Source organism: Acidobacteriaceae bacterium (assembly GCA_028283655.1).
GTDB lineage: Bacteria > Acidobacteriota > Terriglobia > Terriglobales > Acidobacteriaceae > Granulicella.
In genome coordinates this window covers 3,205,710-3,230,413 of sequence record JAPWKE010000003.1, presented here as the reverse complement: position 1 = coordinate 3,230,413, position 24,704 = coordinate 3,205,710, and the positions used below count along the sequence as shown (strand labels likewise).

Here is a 24,704-nt window from a genome sequence, read left to right as displayed (position 1 = left end):
GTCTAACCATGCGCGGCTACCCTTGTTCTCATGCGCCAGAAACTTCGCAGCTTCGTGTTGTTGCTCCCGGCCACAGTCCTGCCGTTCTCTGCGGCGGCGCAGATGCATCACGTCGACAAGCCGGAAGACGTCACGCGCGCCGTTTCTGTCTACGAGTGGACTGGCCCGCTCGACAAGCCCAAGGCTGTGCGTCTGGTGCCCGTCACTGTATTCATCAACGACGAGCTTGAAGACGGTGGCACCTATCTCTCGCGTCCTGTGCCGTTTGCGCTGGCTGCAGGCAATCTGTACTCGGTGGAGAAGGCTGGCGATGCCGAAGGCACGCTGGAGCTGAAGAACGCTCGCAAGCTCACCACTGCAGGGCCGGGGGATGTGGAGACAGGAGCAGGCAGTTGGTACGGTTACGGCGACTTTCATCCTCCCGCGCCGGAAAAGCTGAAGAAGCTGAAACCTTCAAAGCTGCCCGCCAGGATTGACAGTTCGGCCGACGATGACGACTCCGAGCCGCACTTCGTGACCAAGCGTCCCGCGCAGGCCGACGATAGCGATAAGCCGACGATGAACCGTCGCGCTCATCCCACCAGCAACGACGCTGACGACCCCGAGCGTCCCACGCTCGCACGCCGTGCCGAATCCGTCGACGACGACAAGAAGAAGAAAGAAAAGAAGCAGAAGCCGCAGGGCTACGTCACGGGCTACGGCAACCTGAACGACGACCCCGACCGCCCTACGTTGAGCCACGGCAAGAAAGCCAGCGATGAGCCAGACATGCTCACAGGCCTGCCCGCCGACATGCACCAGGCGGTTGCCGTCTCTGATCCCGGCAACCGCCCGCAGCACATCTTCACGCGCGGCTGGAGTTCTTCTGTGGAGCGCGAGCAGACGCTGGACGCCATGCGTGCGCTCGCTGCAGAGCGAGTCAAGGCGTACCTCGCGGCCAACGCTCTTGTTCCTGCCAAAGCCACGGCCACTCCTACGCTTCTGACCGAAGAAACGGCTGTGCCTGTAGCTTCCAGCGACGACAGTGGAGCTCCACCGAAGCTGCAGCGTACCCCGCAGGGCGTGGACACCGCGACACACAAAGCTGCGCTTGCCACTTCGCCAGCCGCAGCTCCCAAAACGCCAACGAAATCGAAGGCTGGCAAGGCGAAGTCGTCGCATAAAGCTCAAGCGGCGCCTGTCGTGACGCTCACCTTTGCGAATGAAGAGCTGCACGCCTTCAACCTTAGCTACGGTGGTCTGCCCACATTTGTCTATACCGCCAGCGCACCGGTCGCGATGGCTAAGGACGGCACCGTCGTGACCGCTCGCGTGGCGATCGTGGCGCAGCGCCTACCTGAAGGCAACGTGCAGGTCTCGCTCGCGCAGGTAACTGATTCGGCGCATCTGAACCGTGCGCCGTGGATGCGTTTCATTGATGTGGTCGATGCAGATGGATCGCATCGCGCCAGCTTGTTGTTTGAGCGCCGTGCGAATACCTCGCGCGACTTCGCGCTCTACAGGCTGGTCACGGCGAAAGCCGAGTCCAGCTTCTCAACCGCGCCGCTGGAATAGCCCTGCCGCGCAGGATACTCTTAAGCCTGATGAGCGAAGAAATCGTAACCGCCCCGAAGCAGATTGCCCTTCTTTTTCCCGGACAGGGATCGCAGACCGTCGGCATGGGCCGCGAGTTTTTTGAGAGTGAACCCGCCGCACGCGCTGTTTTCGAAGAAGCCGACGATGCGCTTGGCTTCCCGCTCTCCCGCCTGATCTTCGACGGCCCCGAAGAGGACCTGAAGCTGACAGAGCACACGCAGCCTGCAATTCTCACCATGTCCATCGCCGTGTTGCGCGTATTGGAGCCGCAGTTGAAGGCACTCGGCTTTGCGCCTGCGTTCGCTGCCGGCCACTCGCTCGGTGAGTACTCCGCACACGTTGCTGCCGGAACCTTTTCCTTCGCGGACGCCGTCCGAACCGTCCGTGCTCGTGGCCAGTTCATGCAGTCCGCAGTCCCTGCAGGCCTGGGCGCGATGGCCGCTGTGCTTGGCCTCGACCCGGAGCGCATCAACGATATTTGCGCCGCTGTCTCGGACGAACTTACGCAGAACCCGCCAGCTAATCCCTCCGATCCCGCAGAGCAAAGCGAAGCTGTCGTCTCGCAGATGAAGGACGACTCCGTGGACGTAACACCTGCGCAGGCTGCCTCACGCGTCAGCACGGTGGTCGCCCCGGCAAACCTCAACTCGCCCAACCAGACCGTGATCTCTGGCGAAAAGAGCGCGGTGGAAGTCGCTGTAGAACGCCTGAAGGAAGCCGGTGCTTCGCGCACCGTGATGCTCTCCGTCAGCGCTCCGTTCCACTGCGCGCTCATGCAGCCCGCTCAGGAACGCCTCGCGAACCAGCTTGAGTCGGTTGCGTTCCAGGACTCGACCATCCCTGTTGTTTCTAACGTCGACGCCCGCCTCGTTCGCCGTGGAGCGGACGCCCGCGACGCGCTCATCCGCCAGGTCACCGGCGCGGTGCGCTGGGTTGAGTGCATCAACCTGCTACGGAACTCCGGCGTGACAAACTACCTCGAAGTCGGCCCTGGTAAGGTGCTCACCGGCCTCAACCGCCAGATCGACCGCGCCCTCGCCACGGTCAACATCGAAGACAAGGCCAGCCTGGAGAAGGCTCTTGCCGCACTTTCGGCGTAAGGACAGGGCTTAGGCTCCAGGGCTCAAAGTCGAGACTCAAGCGCTAAGGGAAGACTCAAAAGCGAAGGTTCCAGAGCCTCGACGTAGGCACGCGCAGGTGGCACTTATTGACGGAGTAGAGGCGGGCTTTAGCCCACCGTCCTGCTCCTGGTGAGAAGGGGCTTCAGCCCCGGCATCCTCCACAACTCTGCATTTCCTTCGATAGCCCAATGCCCACAAACAAAACGTCTCGCCACTTGAAAGAGTGGCGAGACGTTAGCTTTTCTAGACCCTAGACCCTAGACCCTAGACCCTAGACCCTACTTCTTCTCCGTCACCGGCTGGCCTGCAAGATCGACCACCACCACATCACCGAGCTTTTCATCACGCAGTGACTGCTCAATCTTCGAGCGGTCGCCCGCGGTCACGATCACAAGCTGGTCCGGGTGCAGGTCCGTCATCGCTGCATGCTTTACATCCTCTGCCGTCACCGCGCGATACTTGCCCGGAAGCTGGGCGTAGTAGTCGATCGGAAGCTTGAAGAGGAAGATGCCGCGCAGCGCGGCTGCTGTCGCTTCGGTCGTTTCAAACTGCCCAGGCAGCGATTGAATGCGAGCATCCTTCGCGCTGTTCAGCTCCACATCGGTCACCAGAGCGGTGGGGAAGCGGGTGAGCTCGCCCATCATCTCCTTGGTGGCTGCTGCGGTCGCGTCCGTGCGGATCAATCCACCCGCCAGGAACATGCCGCCGTCCGCGTAGCCGCGATAGCCCGACGACGCACCGTAGGTATAGCCGTGTACTTCGCGCAGATTCATGTTGATGCGCGAACCGAACGAGCCGCCGAGGATGTAGTTCATCACCTCAACGGTCGGCATCTCCGGCGAGCTGATCGGGATACCAACACCAAACGCAAGCAGACCTGTCTGCGGTGCACCGGGTTTGTCGAGGATCGCGATATACGTCGGCTTCATCGTGGGGTTCGTCGCCAGCACAGTACCGGCAGAAGGCTTGTTTGCCCAGCTTCCCAGGTACTTCTCGGCCAGCTTCTTTGCCTCCACCATCGTCACGTCGCCGGTGAAGACCAGCGCCGAGTTCGATGGCCCGATGTGCGTCGTGTACCACTTTGGCAGCTCATCCTGCGTCAGCTTTGTCACGCTGAGCGGTGTGCCGGTTGCGGGCATACCGTACGCCGTGTCGCCGAAGACGAGCTTCGGGCCAACGCGCTGCGCCATCGCCATGACGTTGTCCGAAGACTGCTGGATGCCGACCAGCGTCTGCTTCTTCAGGCGGTCAAAGTCCTTCTGCGCAAACGCCGGATGCATCACCACATCGCTGAAGAGCGGCAGAGCTTCCGCCGTGCTGCTCTTCAGAAACGTCGTGCTTACGCTCGATCCATCCATCACCGTGGTTGCGTGAATGCTCGTGCCGATCTCCTCTTCCGCTGCTGAAAGCTGCTCGACGTTCTTCGAGGTTGTAGCTTCCGTCAGAGTTTTCATCGCCAGCGCAGGCAGCCCGGCTTTGTCGATCGTCGTTGCGCCGTTGCCAGCGCGCGTGGAGAGAGACACGGAAACCACCGGCAGTGTGTGGTCTTCCACCACCATCACTTGCAGCCCGTTCTCCATCGTGAACGTCTTCGGCACCGGCAGGTTGAACTTCACCGGAGCACCCGGAGCGGGCTTCGTCTTACGCCACTCCTGCGCTGCCTCGAACTGCGGCGTGTAGGGGTTGGTGATCTTCACATCGGCATCGGTGTCCGCTGGCGAACGGGGAACATCGTCCACTACCTTCTTGCCGGGCACAACAGAGACCACGACTGCCTTGTCCGCGGTCAGATACTTCTGCGCCGCAGCCTTTGCCGAAGTCACCGTCACCGCGTTCATCGCGGCCACGTCCTTGGGCAGATAGTCCGGATCGCCCATGTACTGGTTGTAGCGGTTCAGTGTGTCGGCTACTCCACCAAAGCCACCCAGACGCTGCAAGCCGATGATCTTGCCGGAGAGGGCCTTCGCCTTCGCCGCCTTCACCTCTGCTTCGGTAGGGCCCTCTTCGTCGAGCTTCTTGATCACGTCCCACACGATCGGCTCAATCTCTTCGAGCTTCACGCCCGGGCGTGCTGTGATTGAGCATCCCGTCATGCCTGCAAGTTTCTCCGCATCGTTATCGCAGGTCACGCTCTGTGCAAGCTGGCGATCGTAGACCAGCGCCTTATCCAGGCGGCTCACCTTCGCCTCTCCCAGTGCATCGACAGCTACAGCCAGGGAGTACGAGTCTGCTGCAAACACCGGGGGCGTCAGCCAGCCGATATTCAACTGCGGGAGCTGCACCGTGTCTGTCACGGTTGAGCGACGCTGTGCCGTGATCGGCGGCGTCACTACATGTACCGGCGGTACCGTAGGGCCCTTGGGAATCGGTCCAAAGTACTTCGTCAGCAATGCCTTCAGCTTCACCGGATCGAAGTCGCCCGCAATCGCAATCGAAGCATTGTTCGGCGTGTAGTACTGCTGGTGGAAGTCGCGAATGTCCGCAATGCGCGCAGCTTCAACATCCGCGTGCGAGCCGATTACGACGCCGTAGTAGGGGTGGTCCTTCGGAAAGAGCTGGTGCACCATCTCTTCCTCGCCCAGCGAGTACGGCGTGCCCTCATGCTGGCGACGCTCGTTACGGACCACATCGCGCTGGTTCGCGAGCAGCTCGCGGTTCAGGCCTTCCATCAGGAAGCCCATACGGTCGGACTCAAGCCACAGGCCCAGCTCAAGCTGGTTCGCAGGCAGCGTTTCGAAGTAGTTTGTGCGGTCCCAGTTGGTGGTGCCGTTTACGTCGGTGGCGCCCGCTGCGTCCACCGTCTTGATGTGCATCTTCTCGCCAACGTGCTCTGAGCCTTCGAACATCATGTGCTCGAAGAGATGCGCGAAGCCTGTGCGTCCAGCCTTCTCGTTCAGCGGGCCAACGTGATACCAGAGATCGACAGCCACCAGCGGAAGGCGATGATCTTCATGCGTGATCACCTTCAACCCGTTGGGCAGTGTGTAGGTCTCATACTTAATCGTCGGCAGCTTGCTGGCGACGGCGGCATGAGCGGCAGGGTGAGTGGTGCTCTTCGCGGCCTGCGCTTGCGCGGCAGAACCAGCGGCCAGTCCCGCAACCAGTGTTGCGGCGGTAAGGCTCTTATGCAAACGATGCATGTGAGTGAAGTCTCCTGAGTACTCGGCGATGAGTTGCCAACGTCCAACCGGGCACACTTCGTGCAACGGCCTGACGCAAAGGTCTGTGTGGCAACTAGAATAGTTGATGGTTCTGTATACGATGGCATTTATTGAAAAGTTCGATGTTTTGGTGGTGGGCGCAGGGCACGCCGGCTGTGAGGCCGCTGCCGCCTCTGCGCGCATGGGCCTCCGCACGGCCATGTTTACGTTGAACCTAGACCTTATCGCGCAGATGTCCTGCAATCCTGCCATTGGGGGCGTCGCCAAGGGTCATCTCGTTCGCGAGATCGACGCACTTGGCGGCATTATGGGCGAAGTGGCTGATGCTTGCGGCATCCAGTTCCGCCTGCTCAATACCTCTCGCGGCCCTGCGGTCTGGAGCCCCCGCGCGCAATGCGACAAGGCTCTTTACCGCGTAAAGATGCGGGAGATGCTCGAGTCCATTCCCAATCTCTTCATCAAGCAGGGTGAGGTGGTCGATCTGGTGATCGAACACGATTCCTCTGAGGCTGCCGAGGGGCTGGACGCCCTAAACCCTGCTTTACCCCGTATCACTGGTGTCCTCCTCCGCGATGGCCGCACCATTCAGGCCAAGGCCGTTGTCGTCACCACGGGCACCTTCCTCAACGGCCTCATCCACTGTGGCGAGCAGCAGTACACCGCCGGACGCTCGGGTGAGCCAGCCAGCGTGCTGCTCGGCGAAAATCTGAAGAAGCTCGGCCTGCGCGAAACTCGTCTTAAGACCGGCACACCACCGCGCCTCGACGGCCGCACCATCGCCTGGGAGCGCTTCGAAGAGCAGCCCGGCGACGCAGACCCCACCCCCTTCAGCTTCCGCAGTCTGGCAGCCCTGCAGCAGGTGTCAGGCTCCGAGGTGGGCGATGGCGAGGATGCGCCTTCTACCCACTACGCTCTTCACTCTGCGCCCTCGTCTCAATGGCAGCCGCCATTGCGCCAGATATCCTGTCACATCGCGACAACGACGCCCGAAACGCTGCGATTGATCCGTGAAAACGTGCACCGTTCGCCCATGTACACCGGGCAGATCGAAGGCATCGGCCCGCGCTACTGCCCGTCGATTGAAGACAAGATCGTCCGCTTTCCGGACAAGGCGCAGCACCAGTTCTTCCTCGAACCCGAAGGACTCACAACGCATGAGGTCTACGTCAACGGCATGAGCACGTCGCTGCCCATGGACGTGCAGATGGCCATGGTGCGCAGCATCCCGGGGCTCGAAAACGCCGAAATGCTGCGCCCCGGGTACGCGATCGAGTACGACGCGATCGACCCAACCGAACTCGATCGCACCTTGAAGGTAAAGGCCTATGAAGGCCTCTACCTCGGCGGGCAGATCAACGGCACCAGCGGCTACGAAGAAGCCGCGTGCCAGGGCCTGATGGCGGGCATCAACGCTGCGCTGTATGCGAAGAGCGTTGCTGAGGCAAACGAGGGTGCAGGGTTTAGGGGAGAGGGTGTAGAAGACTCTTTGGCTTCTGTGGCAGATACGCCATCCACTGCTGATTCGCTACACGCTACACCCTACCCCCTAAACCCTACCCCCTCGTCCTTCACCCTCGACCGCACCGAAGCCTACACCGGCATCCTCATCGACGACCTCATTAGCAAGGGTACCGACGAGCCATACCGCATGTTCACCTCGCGTGCCGAGTTTCGCCTGCACCTCCGCATCGACAACGCCGATGTTCGCCTCACGGCACACGGCCGTGCTCTCGGCCTCATCGACGACGCAGCCTGGGCACAGTTCGAAGCCAAGCAGGCCCGCGCTGCCGCGTTCCTCGCGCTGCTCGAAAAAGCCCGCCTTAACGAAGAGGAAGTTGCCCGACTGCAGACGCACTTTGACACTGAAGGTGCGGCTGACCCGGGCACCTTTACCCGTGGCGAAAGCTTCTCTCAGCTCCTCAAGCGTCCCGCTATCACCATCGAAATGCTCGTCCCGCTCCTGCTCGACCGCATGAAGTCGGTTGCTGCTTTCGAGCCCTGGACGAACGCCATCGAGGCCACACACCTTAGCCACTCGGCTCCCGCTCTTCCGGCATGGGTTCGCAACGAGATGAAGACCGTTGAAACCGGCATCAAGTTCGCTGGTTACCTCTCGCAGCAGCAGCGCTCCATGGACCGCCTCCGCCGCGACGAAGACCGCGCCATCCCGACATGGTTCGAGTACAGCAAGGTTTCAGGCCTCTCGAAGGAGATGGTCGAAAAGCTCACTCGTGTGCGCCCAGCCACACTCGGTCAGGCCAGCCGCATGGCCGGTGTCACCCCTGCGGCAGTAGCTCTCATCCAGTGTTTCCTCGAAATCTGGGGCAAAGACGCCTCCCGGCGCATCGCCTAAGGCTGCAGTCGTATTGCTGCATCAGTAAACCCTAAAGTAGCGCTTGAGCCAGGTGTTTACTCTCTTGGTTCACTATTTTCTCGTGCAGGAAAAGTACCAATTGCCTAACTGCAATGTCTCCGCGGAACCCTCTTTATCCATCACATCGAGTCGGCCGATCAAGGATGGGCCAAACGAAAAGAGCCGGACAGCATAAGCTGTCCGGCTCTTTTTACGCTCTACTCTCTACGCTCTAGTAGTTGTAGTTAATCTCGTCCTCTTCTTCCGCGCCATAGCGGCGAAGAAGGTTCGGAAGGTTCTGCGAGAACGCTGCGCGCGGCATCACTACATCGCATCCCGCTTCCATCGCCTTGGCCTTCAGGTCGCCCTGCAGGTGCGAAAGGAAGCCGACGATAGAGGTTCCGCGCTTCAGCTTGGTCTTCAGCTTGGGGATCGTGGTCAGCGGCTTGGCGTTGGCGTTGTTCAGATCGAAAACAATCAGCGCAGGTTTGTTCTCTTCCGCACCGCTCGTCAGCTGCTCGATCGATTCCTTCTCGTTCTTGAGGAACGAGATCTTTACGCCCAGCTTCTTTGCCGACTCCTGGATCTTGGCGATGAAGAACAGCTCTTCGATGAAGAAGTAGATATGTGTCTGTGCGTCTTCCGGGATCGGAATGGGACGCGGCATGTTGTAGTCAATCGGCTGCGAGTCGCCGTGGTGACGACCACCGCTATGACGACGTCCGCCGTTCAGGTTGATCGTCGAAGGAGGCACGCCATTGAAGTCGACCGAAGCGTCGCGGTAGCTGTGGTCCATGGGACCCACAAAGCCGCGTTCCTTCTGTCCACCCTGCTTCTGTCCCTTGCGCTTGAAGCCACCGCTGGCGAGGTTGCCGAAGTTATCCGGACGTCCGCCGCCAAAGCTGCGCGGGCGCTCACCGCCGCCGCTATTGTTGTTGCTATCGCTGCGGGTGTTATTGCCGGGGTTCTCGTTGCGCGGGCGACGCTCGCGGTCGCGGAACTTCTTCTTCCAGCGCTTTTCGCCCTGCGGAGCGCCCTGTCCCTGCGGCTGGCTCTGCCCCTGGCCATTATTGCTGTTACGACGCTGCTGGGGCTGACGTTCGCCGCCTGCAGCAGCAGGGGCCGGGCTGGAGAGCGCCAGGCTCTCGCCTTCCATGACGATCGTCTGCGGAGCGGCGCTGGCCGCGATGTCGCCAGCGTTTTCGGACGAGCCTTCTCCAGCCGGCGCACCGTCTACCTTGCTCTTGCGCTTACGGCGGCGGCGGCGAGAGCTCTTGCTCTGGCCCATGCCCGGGGCGGGTTGACCGTCCGGCCCTGTGCCTGACTCAAAGTCGTTATCGCCGGCGGAGTCGAAGTCCCCACCGAAATCGTCCGCAAAGGCCATCTGTGCGGCGTCTACCAGGTTCTGCTCTGACATGATGCTGTGCTTTCCTTATGCTGTGTGCCGAGGTCAAAGCATAAGACCAGTGCGTTCGCGAACTGGCGCCTGTCGCAGCAGATATGCTGTGACGGCTCCACGAACCGAAGTTCCCGATCTCGGAATTGCGTTTGCTTCAAGCGTTTACTCGGTACAACAGCTGGCCCATCATTGTTGCCGGTTTCGGTTTCGGAATCGAGCTCCTCAACCTTTGCTACCGGCCCGTTTCACCTTCACGGTGCAACGGAGTGTGCTGCAGTTACGCTCTAGGTCTGTTGAAGCCCCTGTGGCGTTTTCCCATCCCCACCTTGCCAGCTTCTCTGCTTCGGAGTTGCGGACGGAATGCCCTTTGGGCAAACAGCGCAACCTTGCGAAGAAACATCTTAGTTTGGAATCTTTCGGGAAATCTAATTGTCTGTGGCGGACTTGCGACGGTAGTCTCGCCCCACGTTTGAACCCTTTCGGCGTTCTTCCTGTGCGTCCTGCCGACTTTATCCGCCTGGCGTTTCGCTGTTGAGTGATTTCGTTCAGTCGAACGTTCGACCACTCTGCAGTGCGTGACACCGCGAACGATTCGAGTGTACGCCAGCCTTGCCGGGTGTGCAAGAACTCCTTGCATCGTCGACAAGAAAGCATAAAGGCCATCTTCCCTCCCCGGAAGATGGCCCTCAGCTATTGGCCAGTCACTGGCCTCCATAAGGTGTCTCTCGCGTGTGGCGGGAAACTAGAGTCTCGGCTGGGTGGCGCGACCTCGGTGGGTGCGTCTCATGATCCCGATTGAGAACTCATTCGCTATATGCCGGACGGTGACGCCTGACTACGAACACTTTTCTATAGAGCAATCCCCGTACCAAACCGGGAAAGAATGCGATTGCTTGAAAATAATGGGGTTATCGGCGGAGGATGGCTGCTGGAACGATGAGATTTTGAAAATTGGAAGCTTTCAGGTACAGATTTCGGGATATTTGAACGTCTTGCAGGAGGCTACTGCGTAATTTTCTTGGAAAAAGGACGGTTTAGAGGTGCAGATCACGGTTCGAGGTCATTGACCCTGCGGAAAAGTGGAACCTATAATCTGCCTAGCCGTTTCGAGGTCTCGCGCCCATTCCGCAACAATGTTTGCGGAGGAAGCTAACGGGCGTTACGCGGCGAAATGCTGATCACGGCCGTCACTACCTCCCCGTCCGAGAAGCGAACTCAAGGAGCAACAGAATCCAAATGAACCGCAAGCTTGTTTTTGCATTGGCCGCCGGCCTTGTTACCTCCTCTTATGCCGTGGCCCAGGCTCCTGCCGCTCCTGCCCCAGCGGCTGCCGTCAAGCCCGAAGCCGTTCCGGCCAAGGTCGCTGTTATTGCCTTTGAACAGGCAGTCGTTGCGACCAACGAAGGCCAGAAGGCATTCGCCGATATCCAGAAGAAGTATGAGCCGAAGAAGGCTCAGATCGACGCTCTGGCTTCTGAAGTGGACTCGTTGAAGAAGCAGCTCCAGGCTCTTCCGGCTGGCGCTCCCGATGACGATCGCGCGAACCGCGTGAAGACCATCGACACCAAGGAAAAGCAGCTGCAGCGTGACGCAGAAGACGCTCAGAACGCTTACCAGGGTGATATCCAGGAAGCTCTCGGCAAGATCTCGCAGAAGGTTGGCGCGACAGCTGTGAAGTATGCCCAGGAAAACGGCTTCACGATGATGATCAACGTCGGTGGCAACCAGCAGAGCCCGAACCCGGTTCTGTGGTTCTCCGAGAAGACGGACATCACGCAGGCTGTTGTGGTCGCGTATAACTCGGCTTCGGGCATCGCTGCTCCGCCGCCGTCTGCTCCGGCAGTTCACCGCCCGGCAACGCACACCACCGCACCGAAGAAGTAACTCTTTCACAGACAGCAAAACAGCGGGGACCCGGTACCGGGTCCCCGCTGTTTTGCTGTCTGCAAGGGAGTAGGAAGTAGGGAGCAGGCTGGAGGAGCATAGCTCTGCGCCTACTTTCCTACTCGCCTAGCCTTTCCTACTCGCCTAGCTTCTCCTGCTCTTCTGCTCCTGCTATCTGCTGCTCCAGAACCTGCACGCGCTCGGTGAGTGAGACGATCACGGCTTCAAGGGCGGCGATGCGCGAGTCGTCCTGTGGGGCGCTGGCGGTGGGATGAGATGGGGTCGCTGCGCTGGCGGAGACATCGACAGGGCCACCGAGCAGGTGCATCCATCGTGCTTCACGCGACCCCGGCTGTCGTGCGAGTTGAATGGCAAGCGGCGTTTCGCGCCCTGCCAGCCGCGTGAGAGCGTCGGCGACGGCGGTTGTGTCTTCAAAGCTGAACAGGCGTTCTGCGCGGGTGCGCAGTTCTGCAGGCGTTTGCGGGCCGCGCAGCAGCAGCAGGCCGGTAATGGCGATCTCCGGGCGGCGCAGATCGAGCTTGTGGTACGCGAGGTGCTCGAACTTGGTCGAGCGTGTTTCATTCAGAACGCGGACGAAGCCGAGCTGCTCGAGGTCGAAGAGCGCGGTGCGGACGTCGGCTTCGGTGAGTTCCATGACCGGATCGCGGCTGGACTTCTGGTTGCAGGCGTTGACCAGCGCGTTCAGACTCAGCGGATAGTACTCGGGCGTCGTGATTTCCTTCTCGATGAGGGAGCCAAGGACGCGAAGCTCGATGGGACTAAGGTTCAGCATGATGGCTCCTATGCTACCTGCCGCGCCGAAGTGTTGCAGATTGCGATACGGTGAGTGACGAAGAATCTGCATCCAAGCTTTTGTCACCTATGCGTTTGAGTCTGTTTGTCCGAACCGCTGCTGCTGTGCTGTTGTGCGCGGCGGCATGTCCGCATGTGTCAGAGGCGTACTCGCTGCAGACGCATGAACAGTTGATCGACCTGACGTGGCAGAGTTCTGTGGTGCCGCTGCTGCGCAGCCGTTACCCTACGCTGACCGATGAGCAGGTGGAGCACGCGCGCGCCTACGCCTATGGCGGCTGCGTGATCCAGGACATCGGCTACTACCCGTTTGGCGATGCGAACTTCTCCAACCTGACGCACTATGTGCGCTCCGGCGATTTCGTCGTGAACCTGTTTCGTAACGCGGGCAATGCCGATGAGCTGGCGTTTGCGGTGGGTGCGCTCTCGCACTACATCGGCGACAACATCGGGCATCCGATGGCAACGAATCTGGCTGTTCCCGTGGAGTTCCCAAAGCTGGCTGCGCGGTACGGCAAGAGTGTGAACTACTCGCAGGGCGCGCACGAGCATGTGCAGACCGAGTTCGGCTTCGACATCCACGAAATTGCGATGCACCGCTTTGCGCCGGTGCATTATCTGCGGCATGTGGGGCTTGCGGTTCCGACACGGCAGCTGGCACTGGCGTTCTACCAGACTTATGGCCTGCGGGAGGACTTTACCGACCGCAAGCACTCCCGCATCAACGTGAGCACCTACCGCTTTGCGACGCGGAAGTTCATCCCGCGCATCGCCTATGCGGTGACGATTCTGAAGCGAAGCCACGAGGTGCCGGACGCCGTGAACGATCCTGATGTGGCCGCACTTTCTGCACGCATGGCAGAGGTTGCGCAGCGCAATCATTGGGACGAGTACCGCAAGTCGGCGGGGATAGGAACGTACTCGCTGGCGGGCTTGCTTTGGATTCTGCCAAAGGTTGGGCCGATCAAGCTGGTGGCGGTGAAGGGGCCGACGGCGGAGACGCAGCGCGAGTACGCGCACTCGGTGATGATGTCGGCGAAGGTCCTTGACCGAGTGCTGCAGCGGTTTACTCCACCCCCGGCGACACGGCCAAGTGCGGAGGTGGCGGCGGCGGAGGACAGTAAGCGCGATCCGCAGAGCTCGAACGCGGTGCCGGAGCTTCCTGGGGCGAGTCAGGTGGTGATTCGCGGCGCACGCGACCCGCTGCATCCGCTGGCGAACCGCGACCTGGATACCGGGCGAGAGGTGAAGCCAGCGGGGTATCCGCTGACCGACCTGACGTATGCGCGGCTGCTGCACAGACTGGTCCAGCAACCGAAGCAGCCAATTCCGCCGGGCATCAAGCGCGACATTCTGGCCTATTACGCGAATCTGGAGCTGCCCTACGAGTCCAAGCGGCACGCTGGTCAGTGGGATGCCGTTCTGATGGACCTGGTCGTGCTGCGTGCGATGCCAACCAACCCCGATCCGGTGCCGTATCCGACGTACGGAAAGGGCGACAACGATGATTTTTCAGGCAATTAGCCTTGGCGGGGTGCGAAAAGAGACTTTCCGCACCCTCGGCTGCCGGAGTATCATCTAAACAAGACGCCGGTGAGTTTGGCCCGGTCGGAGGATTCCCCATGGCATATAGCGATAAGGTTGTTGACCACTACGAGAACCCGCGCAACGTTGGCACGCTGGACAAGAGCTCGAGCGAAGTCGGAACCGGCCTCGTCGGCGCGCCGGAGTGCGGCGACGTCATGCGCCTGCAGATCAAGGTGAACCCTGAGACTCAGGTCATCGAAGACGCGAAGTTCAAGACCTTCGGTTGCGGCTCGGCCATCGCCAGCTCGTCGCTTGCGACGGAGTGGGTGAAGGGCAAGACGGTTGCCGAAGCTCTCGAGATTTCGAACACAGACATCGTGAAGGAGCTCGCGCTTCCTCCGGTGAAGATCCACTGCTCGGTACTCGCAGAAGACGCGATCCGCGCTGCGATCGGCGACTGGAAGAAGAAGAACGGCGTGGCTGAAGAAGCTGCAGTAGCCGCCGCTCACTAAGCTCAGGCAATATCGAGGGCCGACGGCGCGTGATGCTCCGTCGGCCTTTGTACATCTATTGAGGTTGTGACCATGTCACGAAAACAGATTTGGCATGTAGGCCTGGTGTACGGGGCTGTCTACTTTCTGTATCAAGTGATTTTTCATTGGTCTGTGTTCCGTAGTACGCCACGTATAGCGCTGGCCGAAGCGATAGCTAGTACATTGTTGAGCGCAGCCTTATTCGTTCCGTTCTATGTCTGGTTGAAACGGCGCCAAGAGCGCAAACGCCCTGAGGTTTTGTAATGAGTACATCCCTTCTCCAACCCGGAACCTCCGCTCCCGCACCGGGAGCTTCTGCCTCCAGCGATCCGCTTGCAGGTATGGTGCTGCTGACCGCTGAAGGTCTGCAGCCGCGTGCGAAGGCTGCCGTGGAGATCACGAAGAACGCGCTGAAGCGCATTCGCATTGCCATGGCGAAGGAAGGCATCTCGCCGGATGCGGGTGGTCTGCGGCTTGGAATTACGGGAGGCGGATGCTCGGGCCTGAGCTACAACATTCGCTTCGATACGCAGCCGCGTGATCGTGATCGCACCTTCGTCTTTGGCGAAGGTGTCGAGACGCCTGGTGATCCGAGCGGTGGGAAAGCTGTGAAGATCTTTGTGGACCCCAAGAGCTTCCTCTACCTCGCGGGCATGGTGCTGGACTTCGAAGAAACGCTGATGCGCCAGGGCTTCAATTTCATCAACCCGAACTCGACCAAGAGCTGCGGGTGTGGGTCGAGCTTCTCGGCTTAGTCTTTTGTGGTCTGCTTTTCTTCCGCGGCTGCTTCCGCGGGCTGGTTTTCTTCGTAGACCTTGGCGACCAGGGTTTCGCCAGCAATACCTTCCATCAGGTACTCCTCACGTTTGGCCGCAGCCAGCACGACACGGTTGCGGCCATTCTCTTTGGCCGCGTAAAGCGCGGCGTCTGCGTCCTGCAGCATCTTCTCGGCGCTGTCGCCGTCTGCTGGGATGCGGCTGCAGACACCGATGCTGACCGTAACGACGTCGGAGACAGGCGAGTTGCCGTGTTCGATCGCTTCGCGTTCGATGGACTTGCGTAGTTCTTCTGCGAAGCGGGCAGCGGGGATTTCGTCCGCACCAGGCAGCAGCACGGCGAACTCTTCGCCACCGTAGCGGACGAGTACATCGTGCGTGCGCTGTGGCCGCGTGGCAAGCACTTCTGCGATGCGGCGAAGGCTTTCGTCGCCGGTCTGATGGCCGCGCTTGTCGTTGAGCGCCTTGAAGTAGTCAACGTCGATCACCATGAGCGCGATGGAGGAGTGGTCGCGCACGGCGCGGCGCCACTCAGCGTCAAACATATTGTCGAAGTGGCGACGGTTGTGCAGGCCGGTGAGCGCGTCGCGGATAGAAAGCTCGGCGAGGCGGGCGTTTACTTCCACCAGCTTGTTCTGGCTCTCGAGCAGATCCTGCTGCTGCTTCAGCAACTGCTGCTGCGTGGTGAGCAGGTCCTTCTGCACGTCTTGCATCTCGACAAACTGACGCTGGTGTACAGCAGCGCTGCCCACAGCCGCGATAAGTATCAGAGTGACGATCAGGATGATGACGACTTCGCTGAGAGACGAAATCTGGACAGTCCACGCGGTGTTGTAGGCCATCGCGCAGCGGTCGTAGGTGACGCCCGCCATCGCGGTGTAGTGCATGGAAGCGATGGCGACACCCATCACCACGCCAGCCAGCGCGCGGTTGAACGCGCCATGCTGCTGGCGGTTGCGTACCACCGTCGCGAGCCACAGGGCTAAGACGGAAAATGAGACAGCCAATACGACGGAGAAGGCCACCATGCGGTTGTCATAGTGGTGCATGGCCTGCATACGCATGGCGTGCATGCCCACATAGTGCATGCTGCCGATGCCTGCTCCCATGGCCAGACCGCCTGCAAACAAGCGCATCCACGTCACGCGCTTGGCGCTGACGACCTGCAACGCCACGGCAGCGGCGACGACGGCCAGCATCCACGAAAGAATGACGGTGGGAACGTGGTACAGCACAGGGACCGGCAGTTGCACGGCCAGCATCCCGAGGTAGTGCATCGACCAGATGCCCGTGCCCATGGCGCCTGCGCCGCCCAGCCACCAGAGCATACGCAAGCGCTCGGTTGTGGCGGCCCGCATCCTGTCCGCAAGACCAAAAGCCGCATAGGCTGCAACGATGGAGATTGCAACGGACGCAACGATAAGCCAGGGGGAGTAGGAAATGGGCAGGGTTTGCATGATTCTAGTATCGGCAAAATCTGCCTGACAGTTCATCCCCCAAAGGGAGAATTCGTCCCCTCCGTCGGAGTGAGTACCGATTTGGGAGAAGATGGTTGTACGAGAAGCAGATGCAGCGGATTTCATCGCCCAGGAGAGTTTGCAGAGAATGCCAGCGCAGGTAAGTTCGAACAGCTTCGAGGTCATCCTGCTTTTTCTGCTGGTCGCGATTGCTCTCTTCGCCGGCGTGGCGGAGCGCATCAAGGTGCCTTACCCGATTCTGCTGGTGGTAGCCGGGCTGGGTTTCTCGTTCATGCCGCACGTGCCGCATATTCCGCTGCGGCCTGACCTGGTGTTTGCCATCTTCCTGCCGCCGCTGCTCTATGCGGCTGCGTGGCAGACGAACTGGCGTGATTTTCGCCGCAACCTGTTCTCTATCTCCATGTTGGCCGTGGGGTTGGTCGGTTTTACGGTCTTCGGCATCGCCATGTTTGCCGACCACTTCATCACAGCGCTGGATTTCCGCTCAGGCTTCCTGCTGGGGGCGGTGGTGGCTGCGACCGACGCTGTGGCCGCGAGTTCGATTGCGACGAAGCTGGGACTCTCGCCACGCACGACTGCTGTGCTGGGTGGTGAAAGCCTGCTGAACGACGCCACCGCGCTGCTGGCGCTGGAGTTTGGTATCGCTCTGTTGCTGGGGCAAAAGACGCCTTCGTTTGGTGAAGGCCTGGCGCGGCTCGCGTGGCTGATCGCTGGTGGTATCGGGGTGGGTCTGCTACTGGGCAAGGCGGTCTCCTACGTCGAGCGCTGGATCGATTCAAGCGAAGTGGAGATGGTCGTCAGCCTGGTAGTGCCGTATGTGGCTTACCTTGTGGGCGAAGAGGTTCACGCTTCGGGAGTGCTTGCCGTGGTGGTCTGCGGGCTCTTTCTCAGCAAGCAGAGCTCGCGCTATCTCTCTGCACCGGCTCGGCTGGAGATTCTGGCCGGGTGGAAGGCTCTGGACTTTCTGCTGAACGGCGCAGTGTTTGTCGTCATCGGTCTGCAACTGCCGGAGATTCTGCAGGGAATTCGTGGTGACAGTCTGGGGACGCTGCTGAAGTACGGCATCGGCTTCAGTCTGCTGCTGCTGCTGCTGCGCATGGTGTGGGTGTTCGCCGGGTCGCACTTCTCTTATGTGGTGCGGGCGAAGGTCTTTCATAAGGACGCGCCGAAGCCAGATGGAAAGAGCATCTTCATCACGGGCTGGGCTGGCATGCGTGGTGTCGTAGCTTTGGCTGCGGCGTACAGCGTGCCGTATGTGCTGCCGAACGGCGCGCCGTTTGCTCAGCGTAACCTGATCATCTTTCTTACCTTTGCGGTAATCCTGTTCTCGCTGGTGGTGCAGGGGCTTTCGCTGCCGTGGCTGATCCGCAAGCTGGGGCTGGACGGCTCGCGCGAGGTGCTGGAAGAAGAGTTGAACGCTCGCTGCCGTGTGCTGAGCTCGGCGATCGGGGAGCTGAAGCGGTTGCGTAATGCGGCTGCAGGAGATGAAGGCGAAGAGCACGACATCGACGACATGCTGCACCGCTACGAGCATCGGCTAGAGGCTCTACGAGCCAAGCAGAGCAACGTCGGGCTCTCGCAGAAGCCGATCAAGGAAAGCGAAAACGTACGCCACCGCCGTCGCGCGGATCTGCTGCGCAATGCGGTGACGGTGGAGCGCGAAACGCTTTTCAAGATGCGTGAAGAAGATGCGATCGGTGACGATGTGTGGCGGCGTCTAGAGCGCGAACTCGACCTGACCGAGACGCGCTACGAGAGCTTTACCGACCACTAACTCTTCTTTTTCTTCTTCTTCGCGGTGGCTTTTGCGGGCTGCTTCTTGACCGGTGCCGCCTCGGCTTTTGCTCCGGCAGGCGCTGTGGGCGCAAGGATGATGTTCGAGACGGTGACATGGTACATATCGCCGAGCATCTTCTTGTAGGCGTCGAGTGGCGGCAGCATGGCCTTCTCGCGACGCTCATCGAGGTGCGCCGGGTCTTCCACGGCGATCATCATCGCCTGCCCGTCGACGAACTTGAATTGCGAGCCGTAACGCTGGGGCTTGCCGGCTGCCACCAGCTCCTTGTCGACCACCAGGGCAATCTGTGAGCCATCGATCTGGTTGTTCTGCACCAGAGCTTCAAGCTGCGGCAGCATGGAACGCTGCCAGGCGTGGTCGGGCGAGTGGATGAGGATGAGGCTGGCAGCCTGGGAGGCGTCATAGCCAACGAGATGAACTGTTGGCCAGCCCTTCTCGTCCACGATCTCCTGCAGCTCTTCGGTAAGCTTTGCGTCGAGCTCTGCAAGCTCGTGTGCGTCGGCAGGCTTCCTGGCTGCGACGTCTTTGATGTTCTGGAAGCGGGCGTTCTGATCTTCGTCGCGCATAGCGAGCAGGCGGGTGCGGAGCTCGGCATCGGTGCCGGGGCCGTTGTCCCTTACCAGCGCCTCGTGTTTTGCCCCAAGGCGCGTTTCCCAGGCGGGCTCTTGTGCGGAACAGACGGCAACGGTTGCTGCAAAGAGGCAGGCCGCGACAAGAGATGTGCGAAGCAGTTTCATGGTTCTCCCTACCCTGATTGAAGCACAGGGCAGGGAGGGTTTGGCTGGAGCGTACCGTGCTTGGTTACGCCGTTGTTTGTTCTTCGAGTTGCTGTGCGAGCTCTTCCCACGCGGTAGTCTTCGCCATCAGGTCAGCGCTCAACGCGGCGATCTCGTTTGCGATCTTCTGCGCGGCGTCTGCTGTGCTGAACGCTGCTTGCTGCTCTTCTGCAGCCTTGATGCGCGCTTCGATGTCGCCGAGTTCGTCTTCGAGCGCGGAGACCTTGTCTTCGAGCAGCTTCAACTTGATCGGGTTCAGGCGTTTTACGGCAGGCTTTGCCGGGGTGGGCGTTACGGGAGCCAGCGAGCCGGTGATCTCATGCGTGGACTCGTACGGCTCGGGGTTCGTACCGGTGCTCGCAGTGACTGCGGGAGCGGCAACTTCCTTGGCTTCCACGATGCCAACCTGCTTCACAGGTTTCAACATGCCGGTAATGGCGTCAATCTTTCCGCCGGGCAGCTCTTCGGTCTTCTGCGCGGCAGATCCTCCAGCCTTGCGGAAGAGATAGTCCTCGTAGTTGCCGGGGTAGATGTGCAGGCGCTTCTCTTCGACCTCGAAGACACGTGTAGCGAGGGCGTCGATGAAGTAGCGATCGTGCGAGACGAAGATAACGGTGCCGGTGAAGTCGCGAATCGCTTCGAGCAGCACATCCTTCGCGCGCAGATCGAGATGGTTCGTCGGCTCGTCGAGCAGCAGCAGGTTCGCAGGCGAGACGAGCAGCTTAGCCATGGCGTAGCGGTTACGTTCGCCGCCGCTCAGCACTCCGAGCTTCTTGAAGACGTCATCGCCAGAGAACATGAAGCAGCCGAGCAGCGAACGCAGCGTCACGACGTCCACGCGAGGGTTCGAGCCGGTGATGTCGGAGAGCATCTCGGCGTTGCCGTCGAGCACCTTGTACTGGTCCTGTGCGAAGTAGTCAGCGAGCACGTTGTGGCCGTGCTTTACCTCGCCGCTTGTCGGTTTGTCGAAGCCCGCAAGAATACGCATCAGCGTCGACTTACCCGCGCCGTTCATGCCGACGAGCGCAATACGATCGCCACGCTCCACAGTGAAGTCGAGACCAGCGAGCACATGCTTTGTGCCGCCATCAGGCGCAGGATAATCCTTGACGAGACCGTTGACCTCAAGCACCGTACGACCCGAAGCAGGCGGCTGCGGGAAGCTGAAGTGAATCGTCGCTTCTTCATCCGGAATCTCGATGCGCTCGATCTTCTCCAGTTCCTTGATGCGCGACTGCACCTGCTTGGCCTTCGTGGCCTGCGCGCGGAAGCGATTGATGAACGCCTCCAACGCGTCGATGCGGTCCTTCTGGTTCTTGTACGCGGCGATGAGCTGCGTCTTGCGCTCTTCCTTCAGCACGAGGTACTTGTCGTAGTTGCCGTGGTAGACGTGCATCCGCTTGTTCCATACCTCCACCGTCTTCTTGATGACGGCGTTGAGGAAGTAGCGATCGTGCGAGATGAGGATGAACGCGTTCTCGTAGGTGTTCAGGTACTCCTCAAGCCAGTTGCGGCTTTCGAGGTCAAGATGGTTCGTCGGCTCGTCGAGCAGCAGCAGCGAAGGCTTCTGCAGCAGCAGCTTGGCGAGTGCGATGCGCATCTGCCAGCCGCCGGAGAACTCCTCCGTCTTGCGCTCCCAGTCTTCTTTGGCAAAGCCCAGGCCCTGCAGCACCGCACCCACTTGCGCGTCGAGCGTGTAGATATCGTGCGCGTGGAGATGGTCAGCGATCTCGCTGTAGCGATCCGCCGCGGCCTCGTACTCCTTCGACTTCGGGTCAGCCGTTGAGAGCACATGCGTGATCTCTTCAGCCTCTTTCTCCATATTGCGGAGTTCGTCAAAGACCGAGAGGCACTCCTCGAAGACGGTTTTACCGACGAGGGCAAGGCCGTCCTGCGGCAGATAGCCGATGGTCATGCCTTTGACGAGGGTGCGCTGGCCGTAGTCCAGGCCTTCGACACCCGCGATGATCTTGAGCAGCGTGGACTTGCCCGTGCCGTTGCCACCTACGAGGCCTGTGCGCTCGTTGGGGGTAATCAGCCAGTTGGCGTCCTGAAAGAGTAGCTTGTGGCCGAAACGTTTGCCGGCGCCGGAAAGTTGAAGCATTGCTTCCATTTTCGCACCTTGCAGCGCGAGGCTTCGGCAGCATTTTCCGGGCTGCCTGCATCCAACGGTTCACAAGGACGAGACATCCGCGCAGGGATAGTGCTCGAACGGTGAGCTGAGCAATGACAACAAGCGAAGAGACGCGCCCGCGTTTGTGGCAGCGGAGATGGTTTCAGTGGGCTGCGGGCAGCGTGCTGGCGGCAGTGGTGATTTTCTTTGCTGTGGCGGAGTACTTGGTAAGCCACGCTTCCCCGATCTTGCGAAAGCGCATCATTGCCACGCTCTCGGAACGATTCGATGCGCCGGTAGAGCTCGATACGTTCGACATTTCGCTGATTCGTGGCATCGAGGTTTCTGGCGGCGGCCTGCGTGTGCCGTACAAGAGCGATGTCAGCACTGGGACAATGGATCCTCACAAGGTGCTGATCAGCGTGGACCACTTTTCGTTCCGCGCAAGCTGGCATGAGTTGATGGAGCCCAAGACGCACATCGCCGTGGTGGATGTGGATGGCGTGATGGTCGATCTTCCTCCGAAGAACAAGAAGGAAGCCTTTGGGCCGAACGAGAATGCTGAGCCTGCGGACCCCGAGAACCAGAAGACCAAGCCCAAAATCGCCTTTGTAGTGGACGAACTGCGCGGCAGCAATGTGCGGCTGGTTATCGAGAATAAGGATCCGAATAAAGAGTCGAAGGTCTGGGAGATTCGCGATCTGACCGTGCATGACCTGGGTGCAACTCATCCCGCAAAGTATGTCGCAACGGTCATCAACCCGATTCCAAAGGGTGAGATCAAGGTGACAGGGCATGTTGGTCCGTGGAACGCCGCAGATCCTCGGCAGACGTTTGTGGATGGCGATTACACCTTCAACAACGCGGATATGAACACGATCAAGGGCCTGGGCGGGACGCTGAACGCTAAGGGACGGTTCACCGGCGTGCTGGAGAAGCTGACTACGGATGGTGTCACGGATACGCCGGACTTTTCACTCGATATCAGTGATCATCCGATCCCGCTGCACACGGAGTATCACGCATATGTCGACGCGACAACGGGCGATACGGTGCTTGATCCTGTTCACGCCATGCTGGGAGAGACGCCGATTCTTTGCAGCGGCGCGATTATCAACATCAAGGGGAAGGGGCATGACATTTCGCTCGATGCCGAGATTCATGGCGGCCGTATGACGGATGTCCTCGCTCTTGGCATGAAGAGCAAGAAGCCGATCATGCAGGGCGTGCTGACGATGAAGTCGCACATCCACATTCCGCCGGGCAAAGAGCGCGTCTCGCAGAAGATTGAGCTTGCCGGCGATATCGATATTGCCAGCATGACGCTGACGAACCCGATGCTGCAGGACAAGATGGATGGCCTGAGCATGAGGGCGCAGGGTAAGCCGAACCAAATGCCGGTGGCCGCTACGGACAAGAAAACCGGCGTGTTGGCGCACGTGAAGACGAAGTTCACGCTCGAACACAGCAGGATGCTCTTTCCGAATATTGAGTACGAGATGCCAGGAGCCCATGTGCGCATGCAAGGCGCGTATGACATGGACGGCAGCGTGTTTGAGTTCAAAGGGCTGGTGCGTACGGATGCGACCGCGTCGCAGATGGTGACCGGCTGGAAGAGCTGGCTGCTGAAGCCCGTTGATCCATTGCTAAAGAAGGACGGCGCAGGGGTTCAACTGCCGATCCAGATCACCGGCGTGAAGGACGATGTTCACTTTGGATTAGCGTTCAAGCATGGCGAGGATTCGGCGAAGGACATCCAGCAGGATTTGAGCGCAAAGCGGGCGGCGGGTGCCATCAACATGCATCCGAAGAAAAAAACTGCTGCTGAAAAAGAAAAGGACCGCGAGAAGAGTAAAGAGAACTACGAGAAGCTGAAGGAGAAGGCGAAAGAGCAGAAAGCTGCCGCGAAAGAGGCAGCCGCTTCAGAGGAGAAGAAGTAAAAGGGGGTTGCTGAGGAGTGACCGCCGGAAAGACAGCAGCGGGTGTGCCCTGCTACCGTGGAGGATGTGACGATGCCTCAGCAGCAGGGCCATCTTTTTGGTCAGCAACGACAGGACGCAGCTCCGCGACCGGGCCATGAGCCGGACGTGCAGCCACATGCCAAAGAGCCGGATCCTGCTCCGGTGTGGTTGCAGCGCGCAAGTCTGGTGGTTCTGGTTATTTTCTGCTTCTACATCGGCGCGCTGATGACGGTACTGCCGTGGTCGCCGCGCTACTGGGACATGAACGCCTGGATGCTGGCGCATCCTGTGGTGGATGGAATTCTGCAGCGTGGCTGGGTACGTGGCGTGGTCAGCGGCGTTGGGCTGCTGGATATCTGGATCGGCATCAGCGAACTGCTGCATTACCGCGACTACCGCGCGTGAGCGTTCTTCGGTAGCTAGAGTGGAACGGCGATGGCTGAAGACTTGAAAGCAACCGAAGCGACTCCGAAACTCCCCGAACACCTTGATTCGGCCGAACTGGCCTACGAAGACATTGAGTTCCTGAACTCTCCCGACGGTCGTCCGCTCCGCATTCTCAGCGAGTACGCGGAGCCTATGGCCCGTTTCCGCCGCGAACGTATTCAGGACACGGTCGTCTTCTTCGGCTCAGCGCGTTTTCGCGGGATGGATGAGGCGAATCAGCAGCTTGAACTGCTCGATAACACCGGCTCCACGCAGCGCGCACCGGACGAAGAGCAGCCCGCGTGTGCGGAAGAGTTGCAGAACGCCGAGACCAGTGCGCTGAAGCTGAAACGCGCTGAAGCTGCCGTGGAGATGGCCCGCTACTACGAGGATGCGCGCAAGCTGGCGCGGATGATGACGGAGTGGTCGAAGACTCTGCCTGGGCGCAGGCATCGCTTTGTGGTGACCTCGGGTGGCGGTCCCGGCATCATGGAAGCCGCAAACCGCGGGGCCTGGGAGGCTGGCGGCAAGACCATCGGCTTGAACATCAAGCTGCCGTTTGAGCAGTACCCCAACCCCTACATCACGCCGTCGCTGAACTTCAGCTTCCACTACTTCTTCATGCGCAAGTACTGGTTTGCGTACCTGGCGAAGGCGCTGGTGGTCTTCCCTGGCGGTTTTGGCACTCTGGACGAGATGTTCGAGCTGCTGACGCTGGACCAGACGCACAAACTCGGTACGAAGATCACGGTCGTCATCTACGGCTCGGAGTACTGGAAGAACGTCATCAATCTGGAGCTGCTGGCGGACAAAGGGGCGATCTCCCCCAGGGACCTAGACCTCTTCCAGTTTGCAGACACGCCGGAAGACGCGTTCGCGATCCTGCAACGCGGGCTCATCGAGAACCATCTGCTGCCGACGACAGACGAAGGCACCGTGCCGACGGAGCCTGCACCGAATGAACAGGAAACTCTTGGGCCGGATATCGCTCAGACTCGCCGGTAAACGGT

17 protein-coding genes are annotated in these 24,704 nt (G+C 60.1%); 11 read left to right on the top strand and 6 right to left on the bottom strand.

Going from position 1 to position 24,704, the window contains the following annotated elements; all coding sequences use genetic code 11:
- Positions 1 to 30 precede the first annotated feature (30 nt).
- Both PW792_16160 and PW792_16155 read left to right on the top strand, forming a co-directional pair.
- On the top strand, positions 31 to 1,554 hold the full coding sequence (locus PW792_16160) for a hypothetical protein (protein ID MDE1163459.1): 1,524 nt from the start codon (positions 31 to 33) through the stop codon (positions 1,552 to 1,554).
- Between the two features lie 29 nt (positions 1,555 to 1,583).
- Positions 1,584 to 2,675, top strand: coding sequence for an ACP S-malonyltransferase (locus tag PW792_16155; GenBank protein MDE1163458.1), 1,092 nt, complete (start codon positions 1,584 to 1,586; stop codon positions 2,673 to 2,675).
- Between the two features lie 299 nt (positions 2,676 to 2,974).
- On the opposite strand, the gene PW792_16150 is transcribed toward PW792_16155, so the two are convergent.
- Complete coding sequence (locus PW792_16150) at positions 2,975 to 5,836, bottom strand: pitrilysin family protein (protein MDE1163457.1); 2,862 nt, start codon at positions 5,834 to 5,836, stop codon at positions 2,975 to 2,977.
- A gap of 121 nt (positions 5,837 to 5,957) precedes the next feature.
- On the opposite strand from PW792_16150, the gene PW792_16145 reads away from it, so the two are divergent.
- On the top strand, positions 5,958 to 8,210 hold the full coding sequence (locus PW792_16145; protein MDE1163456.1) for an FAD-dependent oxidoreductase: 2,253 nt from the start codon (positions 5,958 to 5,960) through the stop codon (positions 8,208 to 8,210).
- A 232-nt stretch (positions 8,211 to 8,442) separates the two neighbouring features.
- Here the strand turns inward: PW792_16145 and PW792_16140 are convergent, their stop codons facing one another.
- Positions 8,443 to 9,627 carry a response regulator gene (locus tag PW792_16140; protein ID MDE1163455.1) on the bottom strand — a complete coding sequence of 395 codons (1,185 nt, stop codon included), beginning with the start codon at positions 9,625 to 9,627 and terminating at the stop codon, positions 8,443 to 8,445.
- A 1,218-nt stretch (positions 9,628 to 10,845) separates the two neighbouring features.
- On the opposite strand from PW792_16140, the gene PW792_16135 reads away from it, so the two are divergent.
- Positions 10,846 to 11,493, top strand: coding sequence for an OmpH family outer membrane protein (locus PW792_16135; protein MDE1163454.1), 648 nt, complete (start codon positions 10,846 to 10,848; stop codon positions 11,491 to 11,493).
- Positions 11,494 to 11,629: 136 nt separating this feature from the next.
- Here PW792_16135 and PW792_16130 read toward each other — a convergent pair whose 3' ends face one another.
- Complete coding sequence (locus tag PW792_16130) at positions 11,630 to 12,358, bottom strand: YceH family protein (protein ID MDE1163453.1); 729 nt, start codon at positions 12,356 to 12,358, stop codon at positions 11,630 to 11,632.
- Positions 12,359 to 12,375: 17 nt separating this feature from the next.
- Between PW792_16130 and PW792_16125 the strand changes: the two genes are divergently transcribed.
- The 3 genes from PW792_16125 (at position 12,376) to PW792_16115 (ending at position 15,121) form a co-directional block, all read left to right on the top strand.
- Complete coding sequence (locus PW792_16125) at positions 12,376 to 13,830, top strand: zinc dependent phospholipase C family protein (protein ID MDE1163452.1); 1,455 nt, start codon at positions 12,376 to 12,378, stop codon at positions 13,828 to 13,830.
- Positions 13,831 to 13,928: 98 nt separating this feature from the next.
- Positions 13,929 to 14,345, top strand: a complete 417-nt coding sequence (iscU, locus tag PW792_16120) for a Fe-S cluster assembly scaffold IscU (GenBank protein ID MDE1163451.1) — start codon at positions 13,929 to 13,931, stop codon at positions 14,343 to 14,345.
- 284 nt (positions 14,346 to 14,629) lie between these two features.
- Complete coding sequence (locus PW792_16115; protein ID MDE1163450.1) at positions 14,630 to 15,121, top strand: iron-sulfur cluster assembly accessory protein; 492 nt, start codon at positions 14,630 to 14,632, stop codon at positions 15,119 to 15,121.
- Here the strand turns inward: PW792_16115 and PW792_16110 are convergent.
- On the bottom strand, positions 15,118 to 16,599 hold the full coding sequence (locus PW792_16110) for a diguanylate cyclase (protein MDE1163449.1): 1,482 nt from the start codon (positions 16,597 to 16,599) through the stop codon (positions 15,118 to 15,120). The two genes, PW792_16115 and PW792_16110, sit on opposite strands and share 4 nt — an antisense overlap.
- Before the next feature lie 148 nt (positions 16,600 to 16,747).
- On the opposite strand from PW792_16110, the gene PW792_16105 reads away from it, so the two are divergent.
- Positions 16,748 to 18,394 (top strand): Na+/H+ antiporter, encoded by a 1,647-nt coding sequence (locus PW792_16105; protein MDE1163448.1) that lies wholly within the window; start codon positions 16,748 to 16,750, stop codon positions 18,392 to 18,394.
- Here the strand turns inward: PW792_16105 and PW792_16100 are convergent.
- Positions 18,391 to 19,155 (bottom strand): hypothetical protein, encoded by a 765-nt coding sequence (locus PW792_16100; GenBank protein ID MDE1163447.1) that lies wholly within the window; start codon positions 19,153 to 19,155, stop codon positions 18,391 to 18,393. The two genes, PW792_16105 and PW792_16100, sit on opposite strands and share 4 nt — an antisense overlap.
- 64 nt (positions 19,156 to 19,219) lie before the next feature.
- Positions 19,220 to 21,298, bottom strand: a complete 2,079-nt coding sequence (locus PW792_16095) for an ABC-F family ATP-binding cassette domain-containing protein (GenBank protein ID MDE1163446.1) — start codon at positions 21,296 to 21,298, stop codon at positions 19,220 to 19,222.
- Between the two features lie 122 nt (positions 21,299 to 21,420).
- On the opposite strand from PW792_16095, the gene PW792_16090 reads away from it, so the two are divergent.
- The 3 genes from PW792_16090 to PW792_16080 all read left to right on the top strand — a co-directional run bounded on the left by PW792_16090 (position 21,421) and on the right by PW792_16080 (position 24,699).
- Positions 21,421 to 23,247: a hypothetical protein gene (locus PW792_16090; GenBank protein MDE1163445.1), complete on the top strand. Its 1,827-nt coding sequence runs from the start codon at positions 21,421 to 21,423 to the stop codon at positions 23,245 to 23,247.
- 72 nt (positions 23,248 to 23,319) lie between these two features.
- Positions 23,320 to 23,673, top strand: coding sequence for a hypothetical protein (locus PW792_16085; protein ID MDE1163444.1), 354 nt, complete (start codon positions 23,320 to 23,322; stop codon positions 23,671 to 23,673).
- 30 nt (positions 23,674 to 23,703) lie between these two features.
- Positions 23,704 to 24,699 carry a TIGR00730 family Rossman fold protein gene (locus tag PW792_16080; GenBank protein ID MDE1163443.1) on the top strand — a complete coding sequence of 332 codons (996 nt, stop codon included), beginning with the start codon at positions 23,704 to 23,706 and terminating at the stop codon, positions 24,697 to 24,699.
- The last annotated feature ends 5 nt before the right edge of the window (positions 24,700 to 24,704 follow it).